This window comes from Flavobacterium sp., from assembly GCF_046317795.1.
Taxonomy (GTDB): Bacteria; Bacteroidota; Bacteroidia; order Flavobacteriales; family Flavobacteriaceae; genus Flavobacterium.
Genome location: NZ_JBKCVI010000011.1, coordinates 43477 through 67245 on the forward strand (window position 1 = coordinate 43477; position 23769 = coordinate 67245).

The following is a 23769-nucleotide window of genomic DNA, read 5'->3' on the forward strand; positions in this document are numbered from 1 at the left end:
GATTAATGACTTTTTGCATCATTACACATGTTCCACACGGTTATCAAAATGGCAATTATTTTGCCTATTCTCCTTACGTGAGAGAAATGAATATTTGGTCGAAGTATGTAGAAAAAATAGTTCTTGTTGCACCTTTACATCTGAAAAATAGTACTTCAATAGATATGGATTATACCCATAAAGTTATAGATTTTAGAAATGTTTCCAACTTTAATTTTTTAACATTAAATTCAATTTTAATTACCCTTTTCAAATTACCAAAAATTATTTTTGAAATTTATAAAGCGATGAAGCATTCTGACCATATCCATTTGCGGTGTCCAGGAAATATGGGGTTATTGGGATGTTTTGTGCAGATTTTGTTTCCGTCTAAATCAAAAACTGCAAAATATGCAGGAAATTGGGATTTAAAAGCCAAACAACCAATTAGTTACCGTATTCAAAAATGGATTTTGAGTAATACTTTTTTGACCAGAAACATGCAGGTTTTAGTTTATGGCGAATGGAAAAATAGTTCTAAAAATATCAAATCCTTTTTTACAGCAAGTTATTTTGAAAAAGATAAAATTGATTTCAGCCCTAAAGATTTAAATTCTAAGATAACATTTATTTTTGTTGGTACGCTTTCTAATGGTAAGCAACCTTTGTATGCTATTCAATTAATTGAACAACTCCATAAAAATGGTAATGAAGTTGAATTATGTATTTATGGAGAAGGTAAAGAAAGGGTAAGTATAGAAAATTATATTGCAAAAAACAAACTAAAAAATATTGTAAATTTAAAAGGAAACCAAAATCAAGAAGTCATCAAAAATGCCTATCAAAAAAATCATTTCATAATTTTACCCTCATTAAGCGAAGGTTGGCCAAAAGCTGTTGCTGAAGGTATGTTTTGGGGTTGTTTGCCTATTGCAACAAGAGTTTCCTGTGTTCCAAATATGTTAGACAACGGTGACAGAGGAATTATTTTAGAGCTTACATTACAAGATGATATAAAAAATATTCAATCTGTTCTGGATAAAAATGAGTTGTATCAAGAAAAAGTTAATAATGCTGTTAATTGGTCAAGAAAATATACTTTAGATGTTTTTGAAGAAGAAATAAAACACCTTATATAATCATGAGAATAGTACAAGTTATAGATTCCTTAGAAGTAGGTGGAGCCGAAAAAATGGCAGTTAATTATGCCAATTCACTCTCAAAAAGAATTGAGTTTTCGGGTTTAATTGCTACAAGAGCAGAAGGAAATTTAAAAAAGCAACTATATGAAGAGGTATCTTATCTTTTTTTAAAAAAAAAAAGAACTATTGATTTTGTTGCTATTTTTAAATTAAAAAGATATTGTACCGAGAATAGCATTGATTTTGTCCATGCTCACAGTACTTCCTTTTTTTTATCAGTGTTGTTGAAAATTGTTTATCCGAAAATAAAAATTATTTGGCATGATCATTATGGTTCAAGCGAGAATATTAGTTTGGAAAGATCTCTTTTTTTTAAAATTCCATCTTATTTTTTAATTGGTTTAATAGGTGTAAATTATAAATTGATAAAATGGGCTGAAAAGGAATTGAATTGTTCTAATGTTTTATATCTTCCTAATTTTACCATTGAAAATTCTACTATAAAACCTGATACAATTTTAAAAGGTGTTACTGGTAAACGCATTTTATGTTTGGCTAATTTGAGAGATCAAAAAAATCATTTTTTGTTGTTAGAAGTTGCTGAAAAACTGAAGAAAATTAAATCTGATTGGTCATTCCATTTAGTTGGAAAAGATTTTGAAGATGATTACTCTACAAAAATTAAAAGCTTAATTTTAAGTAAAAGATTAGATGACACTGTTTTTGTTTATGGTTCAAAAAATGATGTGAATAATATTATTAATCAGGCAGATATTGCTATCTTAACTTCAAAATCGGAAGGTTTACCAGTTGCCTTAATTGAGTATGGATTAATGAGCAAACCTGTTATTACAACAAATGTTGGTGAAATTCCATTTATTATTCAAGATGAAATTAATGGTTTTATTGTTGGAGTCAATGAAGTAGAAATGTTTTATGAAAGATTAATTCAATTAATTGATGATTCTTGTTTAAGACTACGTTTTGGCAACTATTTGCATAAAACTATTTTAGAAAATCATTCGGAGGAAGGTGTAATTGTTAAGTATTTAAATTGGATTGAAACGTTATAATGGATAAAAACGAAAAAAATTATATCGCTTTAGTTTTATTGCATGTAGCAATTGGAGTTTTAATTTATCTAATTCCACCAATATCTAAACTATATGGTTTTTCAATATTAATATTAGGGTTGTATTATGTAATAAAAACTCGCAATAGAAACAATGATGTACTATTTGTAGCTGCTTATATTGTCGGTAGTGAGGTTTTTTTGAGAATGACAGGTGGAAATATTCTTTATGAATTCTCAAAATATGGAGTGATGATTTTTTTATCAATGGGTATGTATTACAGTGGATTTTCTAAAAATGCTGTCCCTTTATGGATTTATCTATTGTTGCTATTGCCAGGAGTTGTAGTTGCCACAGAAACTTTAAACTTGCAATCAGATTTAAGAACCTCAATAGCTTTTAATATTACTGGTCCTGTTTGTTTGGGTATTGCTTCGATTTATACTTACAACAGGAAAATATTATTTTCTCAACTAAATAATATGTTGCTTACACTTGGTTTGCCCATTATTTCTACCACAGTCTATTTAATTTTATATACACCTGAATTAAAAACAATTTTAGTTAGCACCGGTTCAAATCTAGCCACTTCAGGAGGATTTGGTCCCAATCAAGTTGCAACAATGCTTGGTATTGGGATGTTTATCTTTTTTACAAGATTGATTTTGGCTTCGAAAACGAAACTGCTTTTTATAATTAATCTAATTATTTTGCTCAATATTTCTTATAGAGGATTGGTAACTTTTTCCCGTGGTGGTATGTTGACGGGATTAGTTATGATGACACTTTTTTTAGTGATATTATACAAAGATATAAGTAGTTATGCTAGATCACGACTTTATATTTTATTTGTATTTATGATAGCTGCATTTGCTCTAACTTGGATATATACCTCAAATCAAACAAGTGGTTTAATTGATAAAAGATATGCAAACCAAGACGCAAAAGGAAGAATGAAAGAAAGTCAATTTACAGGTAGAGAAGACATATGGAATAGCGAAATTGCAGCATTTGAAGATCATCCAGTCTTTGGTGTTGGAGTTGCCAAAGGTTTAGAAATAAGGAAAGAAAAGACAGGAGAGACTGTAACATCGCACAATGAAATTACTAGAACACTTGCTGAACATGGTACGATGGGTATTATTGCATTATTAATTGTTTTTTTTACACCTTTTTTTTTATATTTAGATAATAAACAAAATATATTTATCTTTTGTTTTTTAATTTTTTGGTTAATGACAATCAATCATGCTGCTATGAGAATAGCAGCACCGGCTTTTGTATATTCGTTATCATTATTAAAAGTTTATATGGATGAAGAGACTCCTTTACATAGGGAATAAACTGTCTGAACACGGTTACACTTCTACTTCGATAGAAACATTAGGTGAGTTTTTAGAAAGTGATGGCTATACTGTTTACTATGCATCATCCCAAAAAAACAAATATTTTAGAATGATGGAAATGATTGGCAAGACCATAAGCTACTCAAATAAAGTTGATTACGTATTGATTGATACCTATAGTACAAACAATTTTTGGTATGCTTTTATTATTTCTCAGCTATGCAGAATTTTAAAGTTAAAATATATTCCTAAACTTCATGGTGGAGATTTACCAAATAGAATTGTTAAATCAAAATTCTTCTCCAGATTAATTTTTAATAATGCCTTTGTCAATATTGCTCCCTCTAATTATTTGTTAAATGCCTTTAAAGATAATGGTTATACAAATCTTTACTATATTCCAAATACTATCGAGCTTGATAAATATATATCATTTAACAAACAATTTAAATCCCCAAAATTGCTTTGGGTTAGGTCTTTTTCTGTGATATACAATCCATTAATGGCTATAAAAGTATTTATAAATTTAAAAATGATGTATCCAGATGCTGAGTTATGCATGGTAGGACCAAAAAAGGATAGCAGCCTCGAAAAAGCAATTCGTTTTGCAAAAAATCATAATGTTGAAGTTAATTTTATGGGTAAATTATCAAAACAAAAATGGATTGAACTTTCGGCTGCTTATAATGTTTTTATAAATACCACACATTTTGATAATACCCCGATTAGCGTTATTGAAGCAATGGCTTTAGGTATTCCTGTTGTTTCAACGAATGTAGGTGGAATTCCCTATTTGTTGAAACATGATTATAACGCTTTGTTAGTTTCAGATAATAATATTGAAGCCATGACTCTACAAATAAACAGAATTTTTATTGAACCTAATTTAGCTAATAAAATGACAGGAAATGCCAAGGAGTCAATTAAAAGTTTTGATTGGGATATGGTTAAAAAGCAATGGAAAGATTTACTGCGATAATTAGTATAATTTAGTAACTTGCGACTTCTAAGATTACTTTTTTTATAAGATGAACAAATACAAGGACATACATTTTGAAGTTTCAGAAAGAAAAATTCTTTTACGAATTTTTGATGTAGTTTCTGTGCTGCTTTCTTTGTACTTGGTTGGAATTATTTTTGAATTTGATTATTTTAATATTTCAAAGACTAATTTTTATTGGACGTTTGTCTTAGGACTCTATTTAACTATTATAGGTTCAATTTTTGAAATGTATAACCTGCAAGTTGCGAGTAGTCAATTTCAAGTCGTTAAAAGTATTATATTGACTAGTTCCACAACTGTATTGGTTTATTTATTGACACCTATTTACACTCCTATTTTACCTACAAATCGTATTCAAATACTTATCTTTTTTGTCTCTATTTTTGTCGCTTTATTTTCTTGGCGAATGATATATGTCCGGTTTTTTGCTTCCAATAGATTTTCAAAAAAAGTAATATTAATTTGTGATAATGATCAAGTAAAAGAGCTTGTAAAAGGACTAGAAAGTGCTGACCCACACTATAAAGTTCTTGGATTTGTTAATTCGGATAGTTCAAATGAAACTAAATTAAATAATGTTAAAAATATTGATATTACTAATTTAGAAAAATTTGTAAAAGAAAATTCCATTTCAGAAATAGTTATTGCTTCCCAAAAAACAGACGGAATTAGCATTACTTTATATAATCAGTTAATACATTTATTAGAAAATGGCTATATAATTAGAGAGTACACTCAGGTTTATGAAAGTCTTACTTATCGTATTCCTGTTCAATATGTGTCTCGGGATTTTTATCGCTATTTCCCATTTAGTAGAAGCAATCAAAATCATTTTTATATACTTTTTGTTCGGCTTTTGGAAATTATAACTGCAATAATTGGGTTAGCATTTGGTGTCATTTTAATTCCAATTGTGATTATAGGAAATATTATAGGAAATAAAGGAAAACTATTTTATACACAAGAAAGAGTAGGAAAGAATGGTAAGGTTTTTAATATTGTAAAATTTAGAACCATGATTAAAGATGCCGAAAATGAAGGTGCAGTTTTTGCAACTCTTAATGACTCAAGAGTTACTCCTTTTGGTAAAATATTAAGAAAATCAAGAATTGATGAGTTTCCTCAATTTTACAACATATTAAAGGGAGATATGGCTGTTATTGGACCAAGACCCGAACGTCCTGTTTTTGTGGATGAAATTGCGGCTGTAATGCCATTTTATGAAACACGTCACGTTATTAAACCTGGGTTAACAGGTTGGGCACAAGTCAACTATTCTTATGGAGAAACTATAAACGATAGCTTGATCAAACTTCAATATGACTTGTATTATATCAAACATCGTAGTCTTTTTCTTGACTTTAATATTATGTTCAAGACACTGAGCACAATATTATTTTATAGAGGGCAATAGTTTCAGTGGATTTTTACCACTAATTTTCAATAGCATATAAATTGTACTTATCATAAACGGCAACATGATTAACAAATAAGGTTTGTTTATCATAATGATGGCATATATGAATATAATTGCTATTGAAAGTTTACAAATCTTATTTAAATTAGTTTGTTTAAGGAAAGGTAATGTAAAAAATAAAGGGCTAAAAAGGAGTGCATTATAGTTCCAAAGTACTTCTTGATGCTGAGAATATAAACCAACAATACACAGAAACACTCCTAAAATCCCACACAGAAATAAATAGCTTAAAAATAAAAATCGTTTATTCATCAGTATTAATAACAGTAGTATCATGATTATCAGATAGATACTATTAAAAAATGAAAAGGCAACCTGTTTTTTATTACCCTTTAAAATAGTTTTTTTTTCTGATACTAATGGCTTACCGTCAACTATTGCTTTGTCTAAACTGTGCATTAGTTCAATTGGAAGAAATACTTTTGCTGCTTTTGCATCTGTTTTTGCTCCAAAAATAATATTGATTCCTAACTTGTACCAGAAATAATTTTCAAAATAAGGATATAATACTTTACGATAGGATATACTTGTATCATCAACCTTTTCAAGTGGTTTTTGTCCAATCAAAGTACTAATTTTATCAGCCACCATAGTAGTACAGTTTCTATCAATAAATTTGTAGGTATAATATCTTTCGTAAGTGTATAAAGAAGCGCTTAAAGTTTCAAATAGTTTTTGTTTTTTTGTTAATGGTAGGTTTAGTGTTTGCTCAATTACTTCTCTTTCATCCGTTTGATATTCTAAAATGAAATCTTCATAAGAAGTGACATTCATGAAATATTGTAAATCACCTTTTATAAATTTCAAATAAAAATTTTCGGTTCTAAAGTCAAATGCTCCATAGTTAAAAACCACATCCAATAGGTTTTCATCATCCTTTATTCTTAGCGCTGTATGACCAAAAGTGGAATATAATTCTTCACCTCTTCCGCAAGTAAAAATACTGACTTTTGTCTTCTCAGAAAGTTTTGGGTTTTGTGAAAATGAGTTTACACTAAAAAAGAAAAGTAGTAGCAGTGTTTTTTTTAACATATCCATTTTATCTAAAAATACTCAAATCTACTTTAACAGAAAAAATGTTTGAATACAAAGCGGCACTTTGGTCTCCCAAATCGGTTAAGGCATAGTCAATCTGAATGCCTTTGTATTTAAATCCTAAACCAATATTAGGTTGAAAATTCACTTTTTGAGTACCATCAATTTGTAACACATTTTGAAAATTCCCAACTCCAGCGCGAAGGAAAACTAAATCAGTGTAGCCAAATTCAAATCCTAATGCAGGATCAATACTCACTATTTCTGAAGAAATTACATCATTGGTTTGTGCAAATTGCATATTCAAATTTACGGCAGCCAAAAGCGTGTAATCATAATGAAATTCAAATTTTTTGGCAATTCCCAATTGTGCTTTTGGTAAAGTGATTTCTGTGCTTTCTGGCAATTCTTGATTTTGACCAGAAACGGCATCTCTAATGTCGTTGTATTTATCTTCATCTATAGCCCATACATTGTAAGTTGTAGTAATGTCACGAAGCATTAACCCATAATACCAATCATTATTTTCATATTGAAGTCCAATATCAAAACCAAAACCCCAAGAATTGGCAAATTCTCCAATTACTCTTCGAATAATTTTGGCATTCACACCATATTGAAAACCTTCATAAAGGACAGGTTTTCTTGCGTATGAAAAAGTCAAACCATAATCAGCCGTCGAGAAAAGACTTATTCGGTTATAGTCAATATTGCCTTCACCATCAATTAATTGCGTGGTGTTTAAAATATCATCAACGCCAAACCGAATTAGAGAAACACCCCAAGCACTTCGGTCATCTATCTTCTTGGCATAACTAGCATAATCATATTGTGCAATATTGGCAAAGTAACTGGCATGCATTAATGACGCTTCGCTATCTTCAATTCTTAATAATCCTGCCGGATTCCAATACCCTGAATTTACATCACCACTAAAAGCCGTTACAGCATTGGACATTCCAAGAGATGCTGCATCAACCCCAATATTCATGAACTCATTCGAATATTTTCTAACCGATTGAGCATGAGTAATTATGCTAATAAAAAGCAGTAGAATAGCAATCTTTTTTTTCAAGGCAATTTTTCTTTTTACAAATATCATATAAAAATCTCTATTACAAAACGCAGAAACCTTTAAGTTATTGTGTTAATTTTGTTTTTCTTTGCAAACACTAAACGATTACAGATGAATATCAAAGCGCAGATTCCCAATTTATTTACGATGCTTAATCTGTTTTGTGGTTGCGTGGCTTTGGCAATGGTTTCTGATTATAAATTTGACTTCGCTTTTTATTTTGTTTCCCTTGGTATTTTTTTCGATTTCTTTGATGGATTTTTTGCTCGAAAGTTTAATGTTGCTGGACCATTGGGAGTTCAATTGGATTCGTTAGCAGATATGGTAACTAGTGGCGTTGTTCCGGGATACCTTATGTTTACTTTGTTGAAAGGATTTATTATCGATTTATCTTTTTGGGGATTTTATCCCTTTTTAGGATTTGTTATAACACTTGGTGCTTGTTATCGTTTGGCAAAATTTAATATTGATGAACGACAATCAGATAATTTTATAGGATTGCCTACGCCTGCAAATGCTTTGTTTATTATGAGTATTCCATTTCTGATTGATAACGATCCGTTCGGTTATAAATTGACCACAATTATCAAAGTAGGTTTGTTAGTTATAAGCTTTATTAGCGCTTACATCATGAACGCTGAAATACCTTTGTTCTCCTTGAAGTTTAAAAATTTCAGTTTTGCTAAATATAAACTGCAAATTTTCTTTTTAGCGTTTTCAGTACTAATGCTAATCTTCCTTCAAATATTGGCGGTGCCAATGATCATTATACTTTATGTATTGCTGTCAGTAATTAATAATATGGTTAAAAAAAAGGTTACTATTTAGAAAGCTAAACCTCATTTTTTTTCATATTTTAAAAAAAAAATACCGCAAATTCGCAAATTCTTATTTAAACAATTTGCGAATTCGCGGTCAACTATATTCTCAAAGTTTTATTTGAAGTCTAATTTCTTTTTTCGCAATTCAAAGTTTTGTCCGAGATACACCTTTCTTACCATTTCATCTGCGGCTAATTCTTCTGGAATTCCTGCTTTTAGAATTCCACCTTCAAACATTAGGTATGTTTTATCAGTTATAGCTAAAGTTTCCTGAACATTATGGTCGGTAATTAGAATTCCGATGTTTTTGTTTTTCAATTGAGCAACAATTCGTTGAATATCTTCCACGGCAACTGGATCAACTCCAGCAAATGGTTCGTCTAATAAAATAAATTTTGGGTCAGTAGCTAAAGCTCTTGCAATTTCAGTACGTCGTCTTTCTCCTCCAGAAAGTAAATCGCCGCGATTGGTGCGGATATGTTCCAAACTAAATTCAGCAATTAAACTTTCCATCTTTGCCACTTGTTCTTCTTTGGAAAGCTTGGTCAATTGCAGTACACTCAAAATATTGTCCTCAATGCTTAATTTTCTGAAAACAGAGGCTTCTTGTGCTAAATAACCAATACCGTTTTGTGCACGTTTGTACATTGGGTAATCAGTAATATCCATATCGTCGAGGAAAATTTTTCCTGAATTTGGTTTTACCAATCCCACAATCATGTAGAAAGACGTAGTTTTTCCGGCACCATTTGGACCTAATAACCCAACGATTTCTCCCTGATTTACCTCCACAGAAATGCCTTTTACAACACTTCTGCCTTTGTAAGTTTTGACTAAATTTTCGGCTCTTAATTTCATTTATGCTGAATTTATTTCAGTATCTCTTGGTACTTAGTTTATGCAAATAAACGAATAAACAAATAACCAAATCCACACATTAACAATTATTTGTTTTCTTCCAACGCTTCCCAAAACTCGTAAGCTCTTCTCAAATGTGGAATAACAATAGTTCCGCCAACCAATGTTGCAATTCCCATGGCTTCCATCATTTCTTCCTTGGTAATTCCTTCTTTATAGCTGGTTTCTAGATGGTATTTGATGCAATCATCACAGCGTAAAACAGTTGATGCTACTAATCCCAAAAGCTCTTTGGTTTTAACATCCAAAGCACCTTCAGCATAAGCATTGGTATCAAGATTAAAAATTCGTTTTACAATTTTATTGTTATCTGCCAATAATTTTTCGTTCATTCTAGAACGATAATCGTTAAATTCTTCAACTAATTTGCTCATTTTCTTTTTCTTTTTTCACAACTAATGCAGAAATTAAAATACTTACTTCATACAAAATCAATATTGGAATAGAAACCACTACTTGACTTGGAATGTCTGGAGGTGTTGCTATGGCAGCTACAATAAGTATGATTACAATGGCAGCTCTTCTATATTTTCTTAAAAATGCAGGAGTTATAAGGCCTAATTTTGTTAGAAAGTAAATGATAATAGGTAATTCAAATACTAATCCACTAACAATGACTGACGTTTTAATCATACTAATATAGGAGTCAACGGTAAATTGATTCACAATAGTTTTGCTCACATTGAATGTTCCAAAGAAATTAATGGATAATGGAACAATAACAAAATAGCCAAAAAGCACTCCAATAAAAAACAATATGGAAGAAACTATAATAAAAAGTCCCGCTTTTTTGCGTTCGTTTTCATATAATGCCGGACTTATGAATCGCCAAAATTCATAAAGAATATAAGGGAAACCAAGAATGAACCCAGCTGTAATTAAAATCCAAAGGTAAATTGAGAATTGTCCACCAACTTCAGTATTTTGAATAATAAATGAAAACTCAGTGGCACATGCATAGCTATCATCTACACCACAAAAACGTGTTAATTGACAAAAAAAGCGATAAGTAATAAAGTTGGGGTCTTTTGGTCCAAAAATAATGGTGTCAAAAATATAATCATCGATGAAATAACAAGCACCAGCAATGACCACAATGGCAATCGTACTTCTTACCAAAAGCCATCTTAATTCTTCAAGATGGTCTAGGAATGACATTTCTCCGAGCGACTTTTTTGCCATTATACAATGCCTTCTTTTAAAATATCATGTAAATGAAGCACTCCTTTGTATTCATCATTATCTACCACAACTAATTGGGTAATAGAAAAATCTTCTAAAATATTCAAAGCATCGCTCACTAAATCGGTAGACTTAATCATTTTTGGATTCTTAGTCATAATATCGAGGGCTGTCAAACCAGATATTGTTTCCGATTTATTCAACATTCGTCTAATGTCTCCATCAGTAATAATTCCGATTACTTTATCTTTATCTACAACTGCGGTAACACCTAATCGTTTTTCAGATATTTCAACAATAACATTTTTGATGTTGGCGTCAGGAGCAACGATAGGTTTATGAGTTGTATCTAGCATATCTCGAACACGATACAATAATTTTTTGCCCAAGGCACCGCCAGGATGGTATTTGGCAAAATCTTCGGAAGTAAAGTTCCTCATTTCCATCAAGCATACGGCAATAGCATCACCCATTACTAATTGAGCGGTTGTGCTGTTTGTTGGAGCCAAGTTGTTTGGACATGCTTCACTTTCTACATAAGTATTAAGAACATAATCGGCTTCTTTACCAAGAAATGAAGTAGTGTTCCCTGTAATTGCAATCAATTTGTTTCCAAATCTTTTTAATAATGGAACCAATACTTTTATCTCTGGACTGTTACCACTTTTTGAAATACAAATCACTACATCACCAGGTTGAACCATACCCAAATCACCATGAATGGCTTCTGAAGCATGAAGAAAAAGAGAGGGAGTTCCTGTGGAATTTAAAGAGGCAACAATTTTTTGAGCTATAATAGCGCTTTTTCCAATTCCGGTTATTACTAATCTTCCTTCGGAGTTATAGATGATGTCTACTGTTTCTACAAAATTATCATCCAAAAAATCCACCAGTTTGGCAATAGCAATGCTCTCGGATAAAATGGTGTTTTTTGCCGTATTTAGAATTATTTCTCTATTTATCAAAATTGAAATAGTATAAAATTTGTGTGTGTAAAAGAAAGTCGTATCTTTATGTTTGCAAATTTATGTAAAAATACCATTAACACAGAATGAATTTAAACGAAATTGACATCCATAAGGAATTAAAAAAGTATTTTGGTTTTAGCCAATTTAAAGGATTACAGGAACAAGTCATAAAAAGTATTATTACTCAAAATAATACTTTCGTTATTATGCCAACAGGCGGAGGAAAGTCTTTGTGCTATCAATTACCCGCTTTAATTCAAGAAGGAACAGCTATTGTAGTTTCCCCATTGATTGCATTAATGAAAAATCAAGTCGATGCTATTAGAAGCTTGTCATCTGAAAATGGCATTGCTCACGTATTAAATTCATCGCTGACTAAAACCGAAATCAACCAAGTTAAAAAAGATATTACTTCTGGAATTACAAAATTATTATATGTAGCTCCTGAGTCATTAACTAAAGAAGAATATGTAGAGTTTCTTCGAAGTGTGAAAATTTCCTTTGTAGCGATTGACGAAGCACACTGTATCTCTGAATGGGGACATGATTTTAGACCCGAATATAGAAATTTAAGAAGTATTATAAAACTAATCGGTGATGTACCTGTTATTGGTTTAACAGCAACTGCTACCCCAAAAGTGCAAGAAGATATTTTAAAGAATTTGGATATGGTTGATGCAACTACTTTTAAAGCATCATTTAACCGACCAAATTTATTTTACGAAGTACGCACCAAGACCAAAAACATTGAGTCTGATATCATTCGCTTTATTAAACAACACAAAGGTAAATCGGGCATTATCTATTGCTTAAGTCGCAAGAAAGTAGAAGAAATTGCCGAAGTGTTACAAGTAAATGGTATTAGTGCTGTTCCATATCACGCTGGTTTGGATGCTAAAACGCGTGCAAAGCATCAAGATATGTTTTTGATGGAAGATGTTGATGTAGTTGTGGCTACGATTGCTTTTGGAATGGGAATCGACAAACCCGATGTTCGGTTTGTCATACATCATGATATACCAAAATCTTTGGAGAGTTACTATCAGGAAACTGGCCGAGCTGGTCGAGATGGTGGCGAAGGTTATTGTATGGCTTATTACTCTTATAAAGATGTTGAAAAATTAGAAAAATTCATGTCGGGAAAACCTGTTGCAGAACAAGAAATAGGTTTTGCCTTGTTGCAAGAAGTAGTAGCTTATGCAGAAACATCTATTTCTCGACGTAAGTTTTTATTGCACTATTTTGGTGAAGAGTTTGATAGCGAAAACGGAGAAGGTGCCGACATGGACGATAATGTTCGCAATCCAAAAGCCAAAGTTGAAGCTAAGGACAATGTTAAAAAATTACTGGAAGTAGTTCGTGATACAAAGTATTTATACAAATCCAAAGAAATAGTATTCACTTTGATTGGAAGAGTAAACGCCACAATCAAAGCACACAGAACGGATACTCAAAAATTCTTTGGCATAGGTAATGACCAAGAAGAGCGTTATTGGATGGCATTAATTCGTCAGGTTTTAGTTGATGGAATGCTTACCAAAGACATCGAAACTTATGGTATTTTGAAAGTTTCCGAAAAAGGACATGAGTATATTAATAATCCTATATCGTTCATGATGTCAGAAGATCATGAATATAACGAAGCCGAAGATGATGCAATAATGACTGCTGCAAAATCTAGTGGAACAGCCGATGAAGCTTTGATGAGCATGCTTCGTGACTTACGTAAAAAAGAAGCCAAAAAACTAGGCGTTCCACCATTTGTAGTTTTTCAAGATCCGTCATTAGAAGATATGGCATTGAAATATCCTATTACAATTGATGAATTGAGCAATGTTCATGGAGTAGGAGAAGGAAAAGCAAAAAAATATGGTACTGCATTTGTAGAACTTATTTCACGATATGTTGACGAAAATGATATTATTCGACCTGATGATTTGGTAGTAAAATCTACGGGTGCTAACTCTACCAATAAATTGTATATCATTCAAAATATTGACCGAAAATTATCGCTAGAAGACATTGCCAAAGCCAAAGGAATGAAAATGGACGATTTACTCAAAGAAATGGAGCAAATTGTCTACTCGGGTACAAAATTGAATATCAAATACTGGATTAATGAAATTTTAGATGAAGACCAACAAGAAGAAATTCATGACTATTTTATGGATTCGGAAACCGATAATATTGAAAAGGCACTGAAGGAATTCGATGGCGATTACGATATCGAAGAATTGCGATTAATGCGCATCAAATTTATTAGTGAAGTGGCGAATTAACAGAAATTCCAAAACAGTAAATTCCAAATTCCAACTAAATTTTATTGGAATTTAACTTTCAAAAATCACCCCACGATGCGGTTTTAAAGCATCTCTAACTGCAATCATATTGTCATCGGTCACAACCATAAACGCTATGGCATGCAGTTCGTTTTTTATCTCAAATCCAGTAATGTTTATTGGAAATTTTTCTATTGCAATATATTCCTTTAAATGAATTTCATGATGCTCGGCCGTTTTAGCTGAAGCTTCTCCATGAAAATCCCAAATTAGTTTTATTTGACGTATCATATATGAACTTTTTAAAAGTCAGATGTTTATATTTATTTATTTAATATATTTGACAAAACAAAACTAACTTTATATTTATTATTATGATAAAAAAATACCTTTTTTTGATTGTATTATTTTCTATTTATTTGAAAGGGAATTCCCAAAATAATTATGCTGTTACCTCTATTCCATTTCAACAATATACAGCAACTTCGGTTCTTCAAGGAACAATGGATGACAGATATTCTGATATAATTACGATACCTTTTTCTTTTGATTTTTATGGTGTAAGTTACAATCAACTTCTTGTAAGTACTAATGGTTATATCGATTTTAGAACCAACCTAGCCAATACGAATTCTCCTTTTTCATTCACACAAACTATTCCTAATGTTGCTTTTCCTGTAAAAAATGCAATACTTGGCGCTTATGCCGATTTGAATAATAGTAATGGTGAAGGAACAATTACTTATGGAGTTTATGGAACTGCACCGCATCGTAAATTCGTAGTATATTTTTATAATAATTCATTCTTCTCATGTACAGCATCAAAAAGTTCTTTTCAAATGATACTTCATGAAACGTCAAACATTATTGATGTACAACTTATTGATAAACAAACATGTAGTAGCTGGAATGTAGGTAGAACCGTTAGTGGTTTAATAAATACTGCCGGAGATATGGGAATTGCCGCGCCTGGAAGAAATACTTCAACTTGGGCTGCGTATCATGAAGGATGGCGTTATTACCGCCCAAATTATTATACCAATTATTCCTTTGTTCGTTGTGATGATAATAACGATGGTTTTCAAACATTCAATTTATCAGTAGCTTTAGGCGATTTATTTTCAAACCCATCAGGAATAACTTTTTATGAAACACAAGTTAACGCAATAAATCAAACTAATCCAATTGTAAATAATAGTACTTATGTAAATCAAACAAATCCACAGACTATTTATGCAAGTGGCAATGGAATTATTAAACAAATAATTTTGAGTGTTGTAGATTGTGATACTGATTTTGATACTGACACTGTTTCATCTGCTACTGAAGATGTGAATATCGATACTAATTTAGCCAATGATGATAGTGATTTTGATGGTATTCCAAATTACTTAGATAACGATGATGATGGCGATTTGGTTTTAACGAATGTAGAATATGTATTTGCACGAGCAAGTAGTTCGCAAAGTATAAATGCAATTCTTGATACCGATAATGATGGGATTGTAAATTATTTAGATAATGATGATGATGGAGATGGTGTACTTACTTTCTTAGAAGATTATGACCGTGATGGAAATCCATCAAATGATGATACCAATGCTAACGGATTGCCTGACTATCTTGAATCGTTAGTAGCACTTGGAGTTTCTCCTGTTTCTTTTTATTCAAATCAAATAAGAGTATTCCCAAACCCAGCGACAACTATTTTGAACATTCAAAATAACACTACAGAAACTTACGCCTCAGTCGATATCTTTTCTATTAGCGGAGCAAAAGTAAAATCATTGAAAGCAACAGAATCATTAACTACAATTTCAGTAGCTGATTTACAAAGTGGTATTTACTTTGTAAAAGTAACCATGAACAACCAGGTTGGTAATTACAAATTCATTAAGAATTAATTTGATAAAATAAACAGAGAACGTTAGTAAAGAAGGATTTTTTGTTTAGAATTTCAAAATTAGTTATCGCTAAAGTACCTGACTGACAATGGCAGTCCTCCTCCAGATATCTAAGGTTTGGCGAAAGTTAAACCTTTTTTATTTATGATAAATTCCATTTGATTATTTTTGTCAGACAAATCAAATTATGCCGCAAGAACTCCAACTTCAAGTTTCTCCCGAAATAGCAGCTAATGAAAATTTGCTCTATGACTATGTGGCAAAGACAGTTCGGGTTTCAACTAAATTAGTAAACAAAGTAGTAGTTCAAAAACGTTCTATAGATGCGCGTCAAAAAGCAATAAAGGTCAATCTCAAAGTTTCGGTCTATCTTATTGATGAAAAATATTCTGAACAAAAAATTGAACTTCCCGACTATCAAAATGTTTCCAATTCTCAAGAAGTAATTATCGTTGGTGCTGGTCCAGCCGGACTTTTTGCCGCTTTGCAATTAATAGAATTGGGATTAAAACCCATCGTTATCGAACGCGGTAAAGACGTTCGTGGGCGTCGTCGCGATTTAAAAGCCATCAATGTTGACCATATTGTGAATGAAGATTCCAATTATTGTTTTGGCGAAGGCGGGGCAGGAACCTATTCTGACGGAAAGTTATACACGCGTTCCAAAAAGCGTGGCGATGTGGATAGAATTCTACAACTTTTAGTTGGGTTCGGTGCCACGTCCGATATCTTAGTAGAAGCACATCCGCATATCGGAACTAATAAATTACCACAAATCATTCAGGACATTCGGGAGAAGATTATTGAGTGTGGCGGACAAGTTTTGTTTGAAACCCGCGTTACCGATTTTATTGTAAAAAATAATGAAATTCAAGGAATCGTAACTCAAAATGGTGATGTTATTTCGGCTAATAAAGTTATTCTAGCCACTGGACATTCAGCACGTGATATTTTCGAATTGTTAGATAGAAAAAAAATTCTCATCGAAGCCAAACCCTTTGCAATAGGTGTTCGTGCAGAACATCCACAGGAATTGATTGATAAAATTCAGTACAGCTGCGATTTTCGTGGAGATTATTTACCACCAGCGCCTTACTCTATAGTGAAGCAAGTCAGTGGTCGTGGCATGTATTCGTTTTGTATGTGTCCGGGAGGTGTGATTGCTCCTTGTGCTACAAGTCCGGGTGAAGTGGTTACCAATGGTTGGTCGCCTTCAAAACGTGATCAAGCAACAGCCAATTCCGGGATCGTGGTCGAATTAAAATTGGAAGATTTCAAGCCATTCGCCAAATTTGGTGCGCTAGCCGGAATGGAATTTCAGAAAAGTATTGAGCAAAAAGCGTGGCTTCTTGCCGGAAGTACTCAAAAAGTGCCAGCCCAACGAATGATTGATTTTAAACAGAATAAAATTTCTTCGGATATTCCCAAAACCTCCTATGTACCTGGAACCACTTCGGTAGAAATGGGACAAGTGTTTCCAAGCTTTTTAACCCAAATTATGCGCGAAGGATTTACTGAATTTGGCAAAGCCATGCGAGGTTATATGACCAACGACGCTATTCTTCATGCACCCGAAAGCAGAACATCGTCACCCGTTAGAATTCCTCGTGATAACCAAACTTTGGAACACCCACAAATAAAAGGATTGTATCCTTGCGGCGAAGGTGCTGGTTTTGCAGGTGGTATTATTTCGGCCGCAATTGATGGTGAAAAGTGTGCTTTGAAAATTGCTTCCATTTTATTCAAATAAGATGTCCATTTTCAAATCGTTTTGAACATTACCCGAATATTGATTCTGTTGTAATCCAAACGTTGTGATTAAGGTCATAAAAACTGATTTTCTAGTTTTGTTTTCTGTTTTGAAAGTGCCTAATTTGTTTCGTAATTCAGCATCATATTTTTTGTCAATTTCAAATTCATTTATCGAAAATTTCATCTCACATAGGTTTATCACTTGGTCGCGTCGATCAATAACCAAATCTATTTGGGCACCATTTACTCCTATTTTGCTTCTCCAAGACGAGGTGTTGGTTTCGATACCGCTAATTCCCAGCGCTTTTTTTATTGTTGCCAAATGATACAAACATACTTGTTCATAGGCATAACCACTCCACGATCGGTACTTTGGACTGTCAATAGTTTTTATCCAAAAATCGGAATCTGTTGTTTGATATTCTTTGATAAAATTTATATAGAATAAAGTGTAAAAATCGGATAGTTGATACAAACTCTCTCTCGATTTTTTGTTAAACGGAATGTATTTTCTAATAAAGCCACTTTCTTCAAGTTCATTTAACAAAGTTGTTAATCCGCCACCATCTGATATTTTGGTTGCTAAAATGATTTCATTTCGAGTAAAACCTTTACTTTTTTTTGCTAATTCAGTTACGATGAGTTCATGTTTTTCGGCTTTAGAAAACAGTGATTTAAAGATATTGGAAAATTCGGTTACCAATAATCCATTTCTTGAAAAGCAAATGTGGTTGATATTCTGCGTGGCACTTAAACCTTTCTGAACTTCATCCCAATAAAATGGGACTCCACCCAATGCCATATACAATTGAATGATTTGATAATTATCCAAATGTATCTTTTTCGATTGTAAAAAAGATTTGCATTCTTTGAGTGTAAACGGTTCAATTTTTAAACGAAGTGTTACGCGATTGTGCAATCCCCCTTTATTATTTATTAGTTTATTGATCATCCAAGATGCTGCTGACCCGCAAACGATAAGCATAATATCTTTTCTTGCCGATGCCCAACTATTCCAAAAATGTTCTAATGCATTAATGAATTTTGAGTTGGGTGAGTCAAACCATGGCAATTCATCTATAAAAATGATTTTTCTTGTCTTATTTGTTCTTTCTATACTTTTTTTCAATTGTTGAAATGCTTCAATCCAGTTTGTTGGTTTTACATTTAAAGTAGGATATTGGTCTTGTAACGCGAGGTGAAAATTTAAAAGCTGGTCATGTAATGTTGCGTTTGCAATTCCTGTGAGTTGAAAAGTGATTTTATCTTTAAAAGCTTCGCGAACCAGATAGGTTTTGCCCACACGCCTTCTTCCATATAGTGCTATAAATTCTGACTTTTCTGAGGCGTATTTTTCATTTAACAATGTCATTTCATCTTCTCTGCCGATCATATTCTTAAATTTTGATTTCGCTGTAAATATATAAATAATATATTTTACAGCAAATATTAATGTTAAAAACTGCTGTAACTATAAAATAAATAGCATATACAGCGAGATTGAAATCGAATTAGGCGAATTGTTTTGTAATAAATATGCAAATCATAAGCGAAGGTTTCTTCGAATTCGGAAAGGCAATTCGCGGCTACATGACCAATGACGCTATTCTTCATGCACCCGAAAGTAGCACATCGTCACCCGTTAGAATTCCTCGTGATAACGAAACTTTGGAACACTTTCAAATCAAAGGAATGTATCCTTCTGGCGAAGGTGTGGGATTTGTAGTTGGCATTATTTCTATGGCTATTGATGGCGAGAAATGTGCTTTGAAGGTTGCTGTGGTTTTGTTTAGTAAATAATTTATAAACACTACAATTGTCTTACTTTATAGATAACGTTGTCGTATTGAATTATTCTTCAAATGGTTTAGCACGAAATTTAAAAATTTAACACCGTCTATTGGCAATCTTTTCTTGTTACGAAAGAACATTTTTTACTGCATAAAAAGGGTAGATTTTTATTTTATCCATTTCCGAAAAATTTTCTAACGATAATCGCATTCCAAAAGCAGCTTTTTTTTCTTCTAAAAATAAATACATACTTTGCATCGCACCTTTAGTGCCCGCTTTTACTTCAATAGGGATTAATTTGTCTTGTTTCTGGATTACATAATCTACCTCAGCTTGACTATTTTTTGATTCACGTTGCCAGAAATTTAGTTGATTTTTTTCATAAAAGGAGGTGTTTTTTATCAATTCTATTCCCACAAATAATTCGGCAATATTTCCTTTATTAATAATATTAATATCGTCCTCAATTAATAAAGGAGCAATATTTAGCCCTAGAATTCTTTGAAAAATACCGGTATCAAAGAGCAGGATTTTTCTTTTTTTTGGATTATTTTCTGCACCAATAGGAATACCATTACATGCCGAATGGGTAACAAAATAAATTAATCCAGCCATTTCTAATAAGGTCAAAGCTTCTTTTATTTGCAAATTATTCAAAGTCGCATTTGGATAGGAATAACTAAATTTGGTGCCAACTTGATGTACTACGGCATTAAAAACTTCCCTTATTCTCGATGAACTTACACGGTTTTTATATTTTGCAAAATCAGCTTGAATGGAGAGAATTAAGTCGTCTAAAATGCGTTGCGTCTCCAGAATATCGCCATTTAAGATATAGGATTTGACGGCTTCGGGCAATCCCCCAATAATTAAAAATTTCTTTAAATATGTTTTCAATTTTTGATGAAAAATATAGGGTATTGCTTTTTGAGTTTTAGCATTATTTAGCACTTCAATTAAACTATTTTCATTATTTGCTAATAAGAATTCTTCAAAGGAAAGCGGATACATAAATAGGAAACGAACTCTCCCAACACCAAAAGATGGGATTTCTGAAAGGGCAAATTCTAATAAGGAACCCGCTGAAATAAGATGTAGGTTAGGCATTTTTTCATAAAAGTATCTTAACGAAGAAATGGCGGGAATACAGGATTGAATTTCATCGAAAAACAATAAAGTTTCACCCACAACTATTGGAGTGTTTGTAATTACAGAAAGTTTCTCGCAAATTGAGATTGGATCTAAATCGTTTTCAAAAATAGTGTTATAACTTGGGTTTTCATCAAAATTAATTTCAATATAATATTTAAATTTAGTAGCAAAATTCATTATGGCCGAAGATTTACCAACTTGTCTCGCTCCTCTTAAAACAAGAGGTTTTCTAATTGATAATTTTTTCCAATTCTCTAATTCGGTATCAACTTTTCTTTCTAAATACATATAAGAATATTTAATTATACGACAAATTTATTAAAAAACAAAAGCAAAATTCATATTATTTTAATAAAATTCCAAATCAATTTACGAGATTTTTTGATAAAATACCAAATCTAAAGGAAAAAAGTATTACAAATAATCAAACTTAAAATCGTTATTTCATTTGCAATAATTGATACTACTAGTATGTTTTCAGATTAAAAAGCGTTAGGAAGTACAATGCTTTGGTAAATAGATACTGGTTCAAAAGAAAAATGATGCAATTCTTCATCCACCCCAAAGCAGCACATCGTTACCCGTTAGAATTTATCGTGATAACGAAACTTTGGAACACTTTCAAATCAAAGGAATGTATCCATTTGGCGAAGGTGCGGGATTTGTAGTTGGCATTATTTCTATGGCTATTGATGCTAAAAAACGTGCGTTGAAGATTGCGAAAACTTTGAATTAAATTTTCTATATTTTTTCAAATTGGTTGTGAATTTTTAATAAAGCAACCCCAAAAACAACAGCTGTTACAATGAGCACAATGTTCATTATTCCTTCGGTGCTGAATGATAATTTTATTAATATCGTAGAAATGATGAAGCCCGAATTTCGGATGACAATGTTGAATTTATCTGAATGTAAAAACGAAAATAATAACAGCATAACATCAACAAGAATGAGTATGGTAAAGAAATCGTCGAAGAATATTTTGTTGATGTCTTTTATATCAATAACAATTTTGCTGAATGAAAAGAAACTTTCATATAGCCAATGACCCAAACTATACACTGATAAAATAAGGAAAACAGGAACTAAACAGGTAGCAATTGTTTTTTTTAAAGATATAAATTTTGAAATCGCTGGTGTCATAATTTCTGCTTTTTCAACTTTGCTGTTTTTTACCAATTTGTAATAGATATAAATCAAGAAAAATAGAAGTACAATTGCCAGAAGGTCAGCTGTGAATAAAAGATCATTTTTTATTGAAAACCAATTTAACGAAACTTCCAAATTAGATAAATCCTTAAATATCCTTCTAATTACGATTAAAGAAATGATTTCATACTGTTTGCCAATATATATTGAGGTTGACTTGGGTAGATAATATAACAATAGGTATACTTCATAAATAAGTATAAATGAAAATGGTGTATAAATAGCAGAAATCGGATTACTCAATAATTTTGAATGATCAGTCACTGTGATAAAATCTAAATTTACCAAGCCAATTAAAAGTAAATGCAAAATAAAACTCAAAATAGCTATATATACTATAATGACTTCACTTTTTTCTTTTACTTTTTCAGATAAGAATGAATTATAAAAAGATGCTACTACTTTATTCAACAGTTCAGTTTTTTTGTTTAATTAAAATTAAAAAAAAATAAACAATATTCTTTAATTTTAATTTGTAAATTTACAATTGTTTTGGTTTTTAATAGATTAACGACTGGTAATATATGTTTTAATTTCAACTTAAACTAAATTATCAATACTAAATATACAAATTAGAACTTTTTATCAAACAAATCACTCAATTATAGAACTTTCAAATTAACTTACTACTACTAAATGAATTCAATACCCTCCGAATTTCAAATTACCAAATTATTACATCAAGATACGTATCTAGTCAATGGCGAATTGAAAAAATGGACAGGAGAAACATCCGAAGTATATTCCACCATTTCTTCTACCGATAACTATGCACCAACATTATTAGGGACTATTCCAACTATGGGAGAAGATGCCGCTGATGAAGTTGTACAATCGGCTGTGGCTGCTTATGACAAAGGACAAGGAATTTGGCCAACGATGAAAGTGAGTGACCGAATTAAATGTATGGAAGATTTTGTCACCCAAATGAAAGTCACACGCAGCGTAGTAGTGAACTATTTGATGTGGGAAATAGGAAAATCGTTAGCCGATTCTGAAAAAGAATTTGACCGAACCGTGGAATACATTTACTATACAATTGAAGATTACAAACAATTGGACAGAAATAGTGCTCGTTTTTCCAAAAGTCAAGGAGTGAACGCTATGGTGCGTCGAGGTCCACTTGGCGTTGTGCTGTGTCTTGGGCCTTATAATTATCCGTTGAACGAGACTTTTTCGTTATTAATTCCTGCAATTATTATGGGAAATACGGTGATTTTCAAACCAGCCAAACATGGAGTTTTATTGATTTCACCCTTACTCGAAGCGTTTAGAAATAGTTTTCCAAAAGGTGTTATTAATATTGTGTATGGTAGAGGCAGAGACGTAGCTTCGCCAATAATGAAATCAGGGAAAATAGATATTTTGGCTTTGATTGGTAACAGTAAGTCGGCTATTGCTTTGCAAGACCAGCATCCTAATAAAAATCGTTTGCGATTAATTTTAGGATTAGAGGCCAAAAATCCAGCCATTATTCTTCCTGATGCCGATTTGGATTTGGCTATTCAAGAATGTATTATGGGAACACTATCTTTCAATGGACAGCGTTGCACAGCACTCAAAATTCTATATGTTCATGAGTCTATTGCCGAAGAATTTAACAAGCGATTTGCCGAGAAAGTGGATGCTTTACCTTTTGGCAATCCCTGGGAGAAAGGTGTTT

General features: G+C 31.9%; 21 protein-coding genes and 1 pseudogene. 12 read left to right on the forward strand and 10 right to left on the reverse strand.

Translation table 11 applies throughout. The annotated features are described in order from the left end of the window. Positions 1 to 5 precede the first annotated feature (5 nt). From ACK5ON_RS00670 to ACK5ON_RS00690, 5 genes are read left to right on the forward strand one after another with little or no spacing between them, the layout of a single operon-like run. Positions 6 to 1118, forward strand: a complete 1113-nt coding sequence (locus tag ACK5ON_RS00670) for a glycosyltransferase (RefSeq protein WP_409818938.1) — start codon at positions 6 to 8, stop codon at positions 1116 to 1118. Positions 1119 to 1120: 2 nt separating this feature from the next. After that, positions 1121 to 2194, forward strand: coding sequence for a glycosyltransferase (locus ACK5ON_RS00675; protein WP_409818940.1), 1074 nt, complete (start codon positions 1121 to 1123; stop codon positions 2192 to 2194). Continuing rightward, a complete protein-coding gene (locus tag ACK5ON_RS00680) occupies positions 2194 to 3537 on the forward strand; it encodes an O-antigen ligase family protein (protein ID WP_409818943.1) in 1344 nt (447 codons plus the stop codon). The genes ACK5ON_RS00675 and ACK5ON_RS00680 overlap by 1 nt, the downstream gene beginning before the upstream one ends. Continuing rightward, positions 3509 to 4519: a glycosyltransferase family 4 protein gene (locus tag ACK5ON_RS00685; protein ID WP_409818946.1), complete on the forward strand. Its 1011-nt coding sequence runs from the start codon at positions 3509 to 3511 to the stop codon at positions 4517 to 4519. Before ACK5ON_RS00680 ends, ACK5ON_RS00685 begins: the two co-directional genes overlap by 29 nt. 49 nt (positions 4520 to 4568) lie before the next feature. Then, a complete protein-coding gene (locus tag ACK5ON_RS00690) occupies positions 4569 to 5957 on the forward strand; it encodes an exopolysaccharide biosynthesis polyprenyl glycosylphosphotransferase (protein WP_409818949.1) in 1389 nt (462 codons plus the stop codon). Here the strand turns inward: ACK5ON_RS00690 and ACK5ON_RS00695 are convergent. Together ACK5ON_RS00695 and ACK5ON_RS00700 are read right to left on the reverse strand one after the other, a co-directional pair. Further along, on the reverse strand, positions 5937 to 7052 hold the full coding sequence (locus ACK5ON_RS00695; protein ID WP_409818951.1) for a DUF4105 domain-containing protein: 1116 nt from the start codon (positions 7050 to 7052) through the stop codon (positions 5937 to 5939). The genes ACK5ON_RS00690 and ACK5ON_RS00695 overlap by 21 nt on opposite strands. Positions 7053 to 7059: 7 nt before the next feature. Further along, positions 7060 to 8046, reverse strand: a complete 987-nt coding sequence (locus ACK5ON_RS00700) for a PorV/PorQ family protein (protein WP_396175010.1) — start codon at positions 8044 to 8046, stop codon at positions 7060 to 7062. A gap of 195 nt (positions 8047 to 8241) precedes the next feature. Here ACK5ON_RS00700 and pssA point away from each other — a divergent pair, with 195 nt between their 5' ends. Next, complete coding sequence (gene pssA, locus ACK5ON_RS00705) at positions 8242 to 8958, forward strand: CDP-diacylglycerol--serine O-phosphatidyltransferase (RefSeq protein ID WP_409818954.1); 717 nt, start codon at positions 8242 to 8244, stop codon at positions 8956 to 8958. A 107-nt stretch (positions 8959 to 9065) separates the two neighbouring features. On the opposite strand, the gene lptB is transcribed toward pssA, so the two are convergent. The 4 genes from lptB to ACK5ON_RS00725 all read right to left on the reverse strand — a co-directional run bounded on the left by lptB (position 9066) and on the right by ACK5ON_RS00725 (position 12016). Beyond that, on the reverse strand, positions 9066 to 9809 hold the full coding sequence (lptB, locus tag ACK5ON_RS00710; protein WP_396174992.1) for an LPS export ABC transporter ATP-binding protein: 744 nt from the start codon (positions 9807 to 9809) through the stop codon (positions 9066 to 9068). An 86-nt stretch (positions 9810 to 9895) separates the two neighbouring features. Continuing rightward, entirely contained in the window at positions 9896 to 10243 is a 348-nt protein-coding gene (locus ACK5ON_RS00715; protein ID WP_396174993.1) for a carboxymuconolactone decarboxylase family protein, read from the reverse strand. After that, on the reverse strand, positions 10227 to 11051 hold the full coding sequence (tatC, locus tag ACK5ON_RS00720; protein WP_396174994.1) for a twin-arginine translocase subunit TatC: 825 nt from the start codon (positions 11049 to 11051) through the stop codon (positions 10227 to 10229). The genes ACK5ON_RS00715 and tatC overlap by 17 nt, the downstream gene beginning before the upstream one ends. Then, positions 11051 to 12016: an SIS domain-containing protein gene (locus ACK5ON_RS00725; protein ID WP_396174996.1), complete on the reverse strand. Its 966-nt coding sequence runs from the start codon at positions 12014 to 12016 to the stop codon at positions 11051 to 11053. The genes tatC and ACK5ON_RS00725 overlap by 1 nt, the downstream gene beginning before the upstream one ends. Before the next feature lie 86 nt (positions 12017 to 12102). On the opposite strand from ACK5ON_RS00725, the gene recQ reads away from it, so the two are divergent. Further along, positions 12103 to 14298, forward strand: coding sequence for a DNA helicase RecQ (recQ, locus tag ACK5ON_RS00730; protein ID WP_409818957.1), 2196 nt, complete (start codon positions 12103 to 12105; stop codon positions 14296 to 14298). A gap of 51 nt (positions 14299 to 14349) precedes the next feature. Here recQ and ACK5ON_RS00735 read toward each other — a convergent pair whose 3' ends face one another. Next, complete coding sequence (locus tag ACK5ON_RS00735) at positions 14350 to 14589, reverse strand: hypothetical protein (RefSeq protein ID WP_409818960.1); 240 nt, start codon at positions 14587 to 14589, stop codon at positions 14350 to 14352. Between the two features lie 104 nt (positions 14590 to 14693). Between ACK5ON_RS00735 and ACK5ON_RS00740 the strand changes: the two genes are divergently transcribed. Next, entirely contained in the window at positions 14694 to 16202 is a 1509-nt protein-coding gene (locus ACK5ON_RS00740; protein ID WP_409818963.1) for a T9SS type A sorting domain-containing protein, read from the forward strand. A gap of 187 nt (positions 16203 to 16389) precedes the next feature. Beyond that, on the forward strand, positions 16390 to 17952 hold the full coding sequence (locus tag ACK5ON_RS00745) for an NAD(P)/FAD-dependent oxidoreductase (protein ID WP_409818966.1): 1563 nt from the start codon (positions 16390 to 16392) through the stop codon (positions 17950 to 17952). On the opposite strand, the gene ACK5ON_RS00750 is transcribed toward ACK5ON_RS00745, so the two are convergent. Continuing rightward, a complete protein-coding gene (locus ACK5ON_RS00750) occupies positions 17941 to 19347 on the reverse strand; it encodes an AAA family ATPase (protein ID WP_409818970.1) in 1407 nt (468 codons plus the stop codon). The two genes, ACK5ON_RS00745 and ACK5ON_RS00750, sit on opposite strands and share 12 nt — an antisense overlap. Before the next feature lie 146 nt (positions 19348 to 19493). On the opposite strand from ACK5ON_RS00750, the pseudogene ACK5ON_RS00755 reads away from it, so the two are divergent. Then, positions 19494 to 19754 (forward strand): annotated as a pseudogene (locus ACK5ON_RS00755) (FAD-binding protein); the annotation flags it as partial. Positions 19755 to 19871: 117 nt separating this feature from the next. On the opposite strand, the gene ACK5ON_RS00760 reads toward ACK5ON_RS00755, so the two are convergent. Next, a complete protein-coding gene (locus ACK5ON_RS00760; RefSeq protein WP_409818973.1) occupies positions 19872 to 21185 on the reverse strand; it encodes an ATP-binding protein in 1314 nt (437 codons plus the stop codon). A 322-nt stretch (positions 21186 to 21507) separates the two neighbouring features. Between ACK5ON_RS00760 and ACK5ON_RS00765 the strand changes: the two genes are divergently transcribed. Further along, on the forward strand, positions 21508 to 21633 hold the full coding sequence (locus ACK5ON_RS00765) for a hypothetical protein (RefSeq protein ID WP_409818976.1): 126 nt from the start codon (positions 21508 to 21510) through the stop codon (positions 21631 to 21633). A 5-nt stretch (positions 21634 to 21638) separates the two neighbouring features. Here ACK5ON_RS00765 and ACK5ON_RS00770 read toward each other — a convergent pair whose 3' ends face one another. Continuing rightward, complete coding sequence (locus ACK5ON_RS00770) at positions 21639 to 22517, reverse strand: hypothetical protein (protein WP_409818978.1); 879 nt, start codon at positions 22515 to 22517, stop codon at positions 21639 to 21641. Positions 22518 to 22742: 225 nt separating this feature from the next. On the opposite strand from ACK5ON_RS00770, the gene ACK5ON_RS00775 reads away from it, so the two are divergent. Beyond that, positions 22743 to 23769, forward strand: a 1027-nt coding sequence (locus tag ACK5ON_RS00775; RefSeq protein WP_409818980.1) for an aldehyde dehydrogenase family protein, incomplete at its 3' end; no start/stop codon positions are given.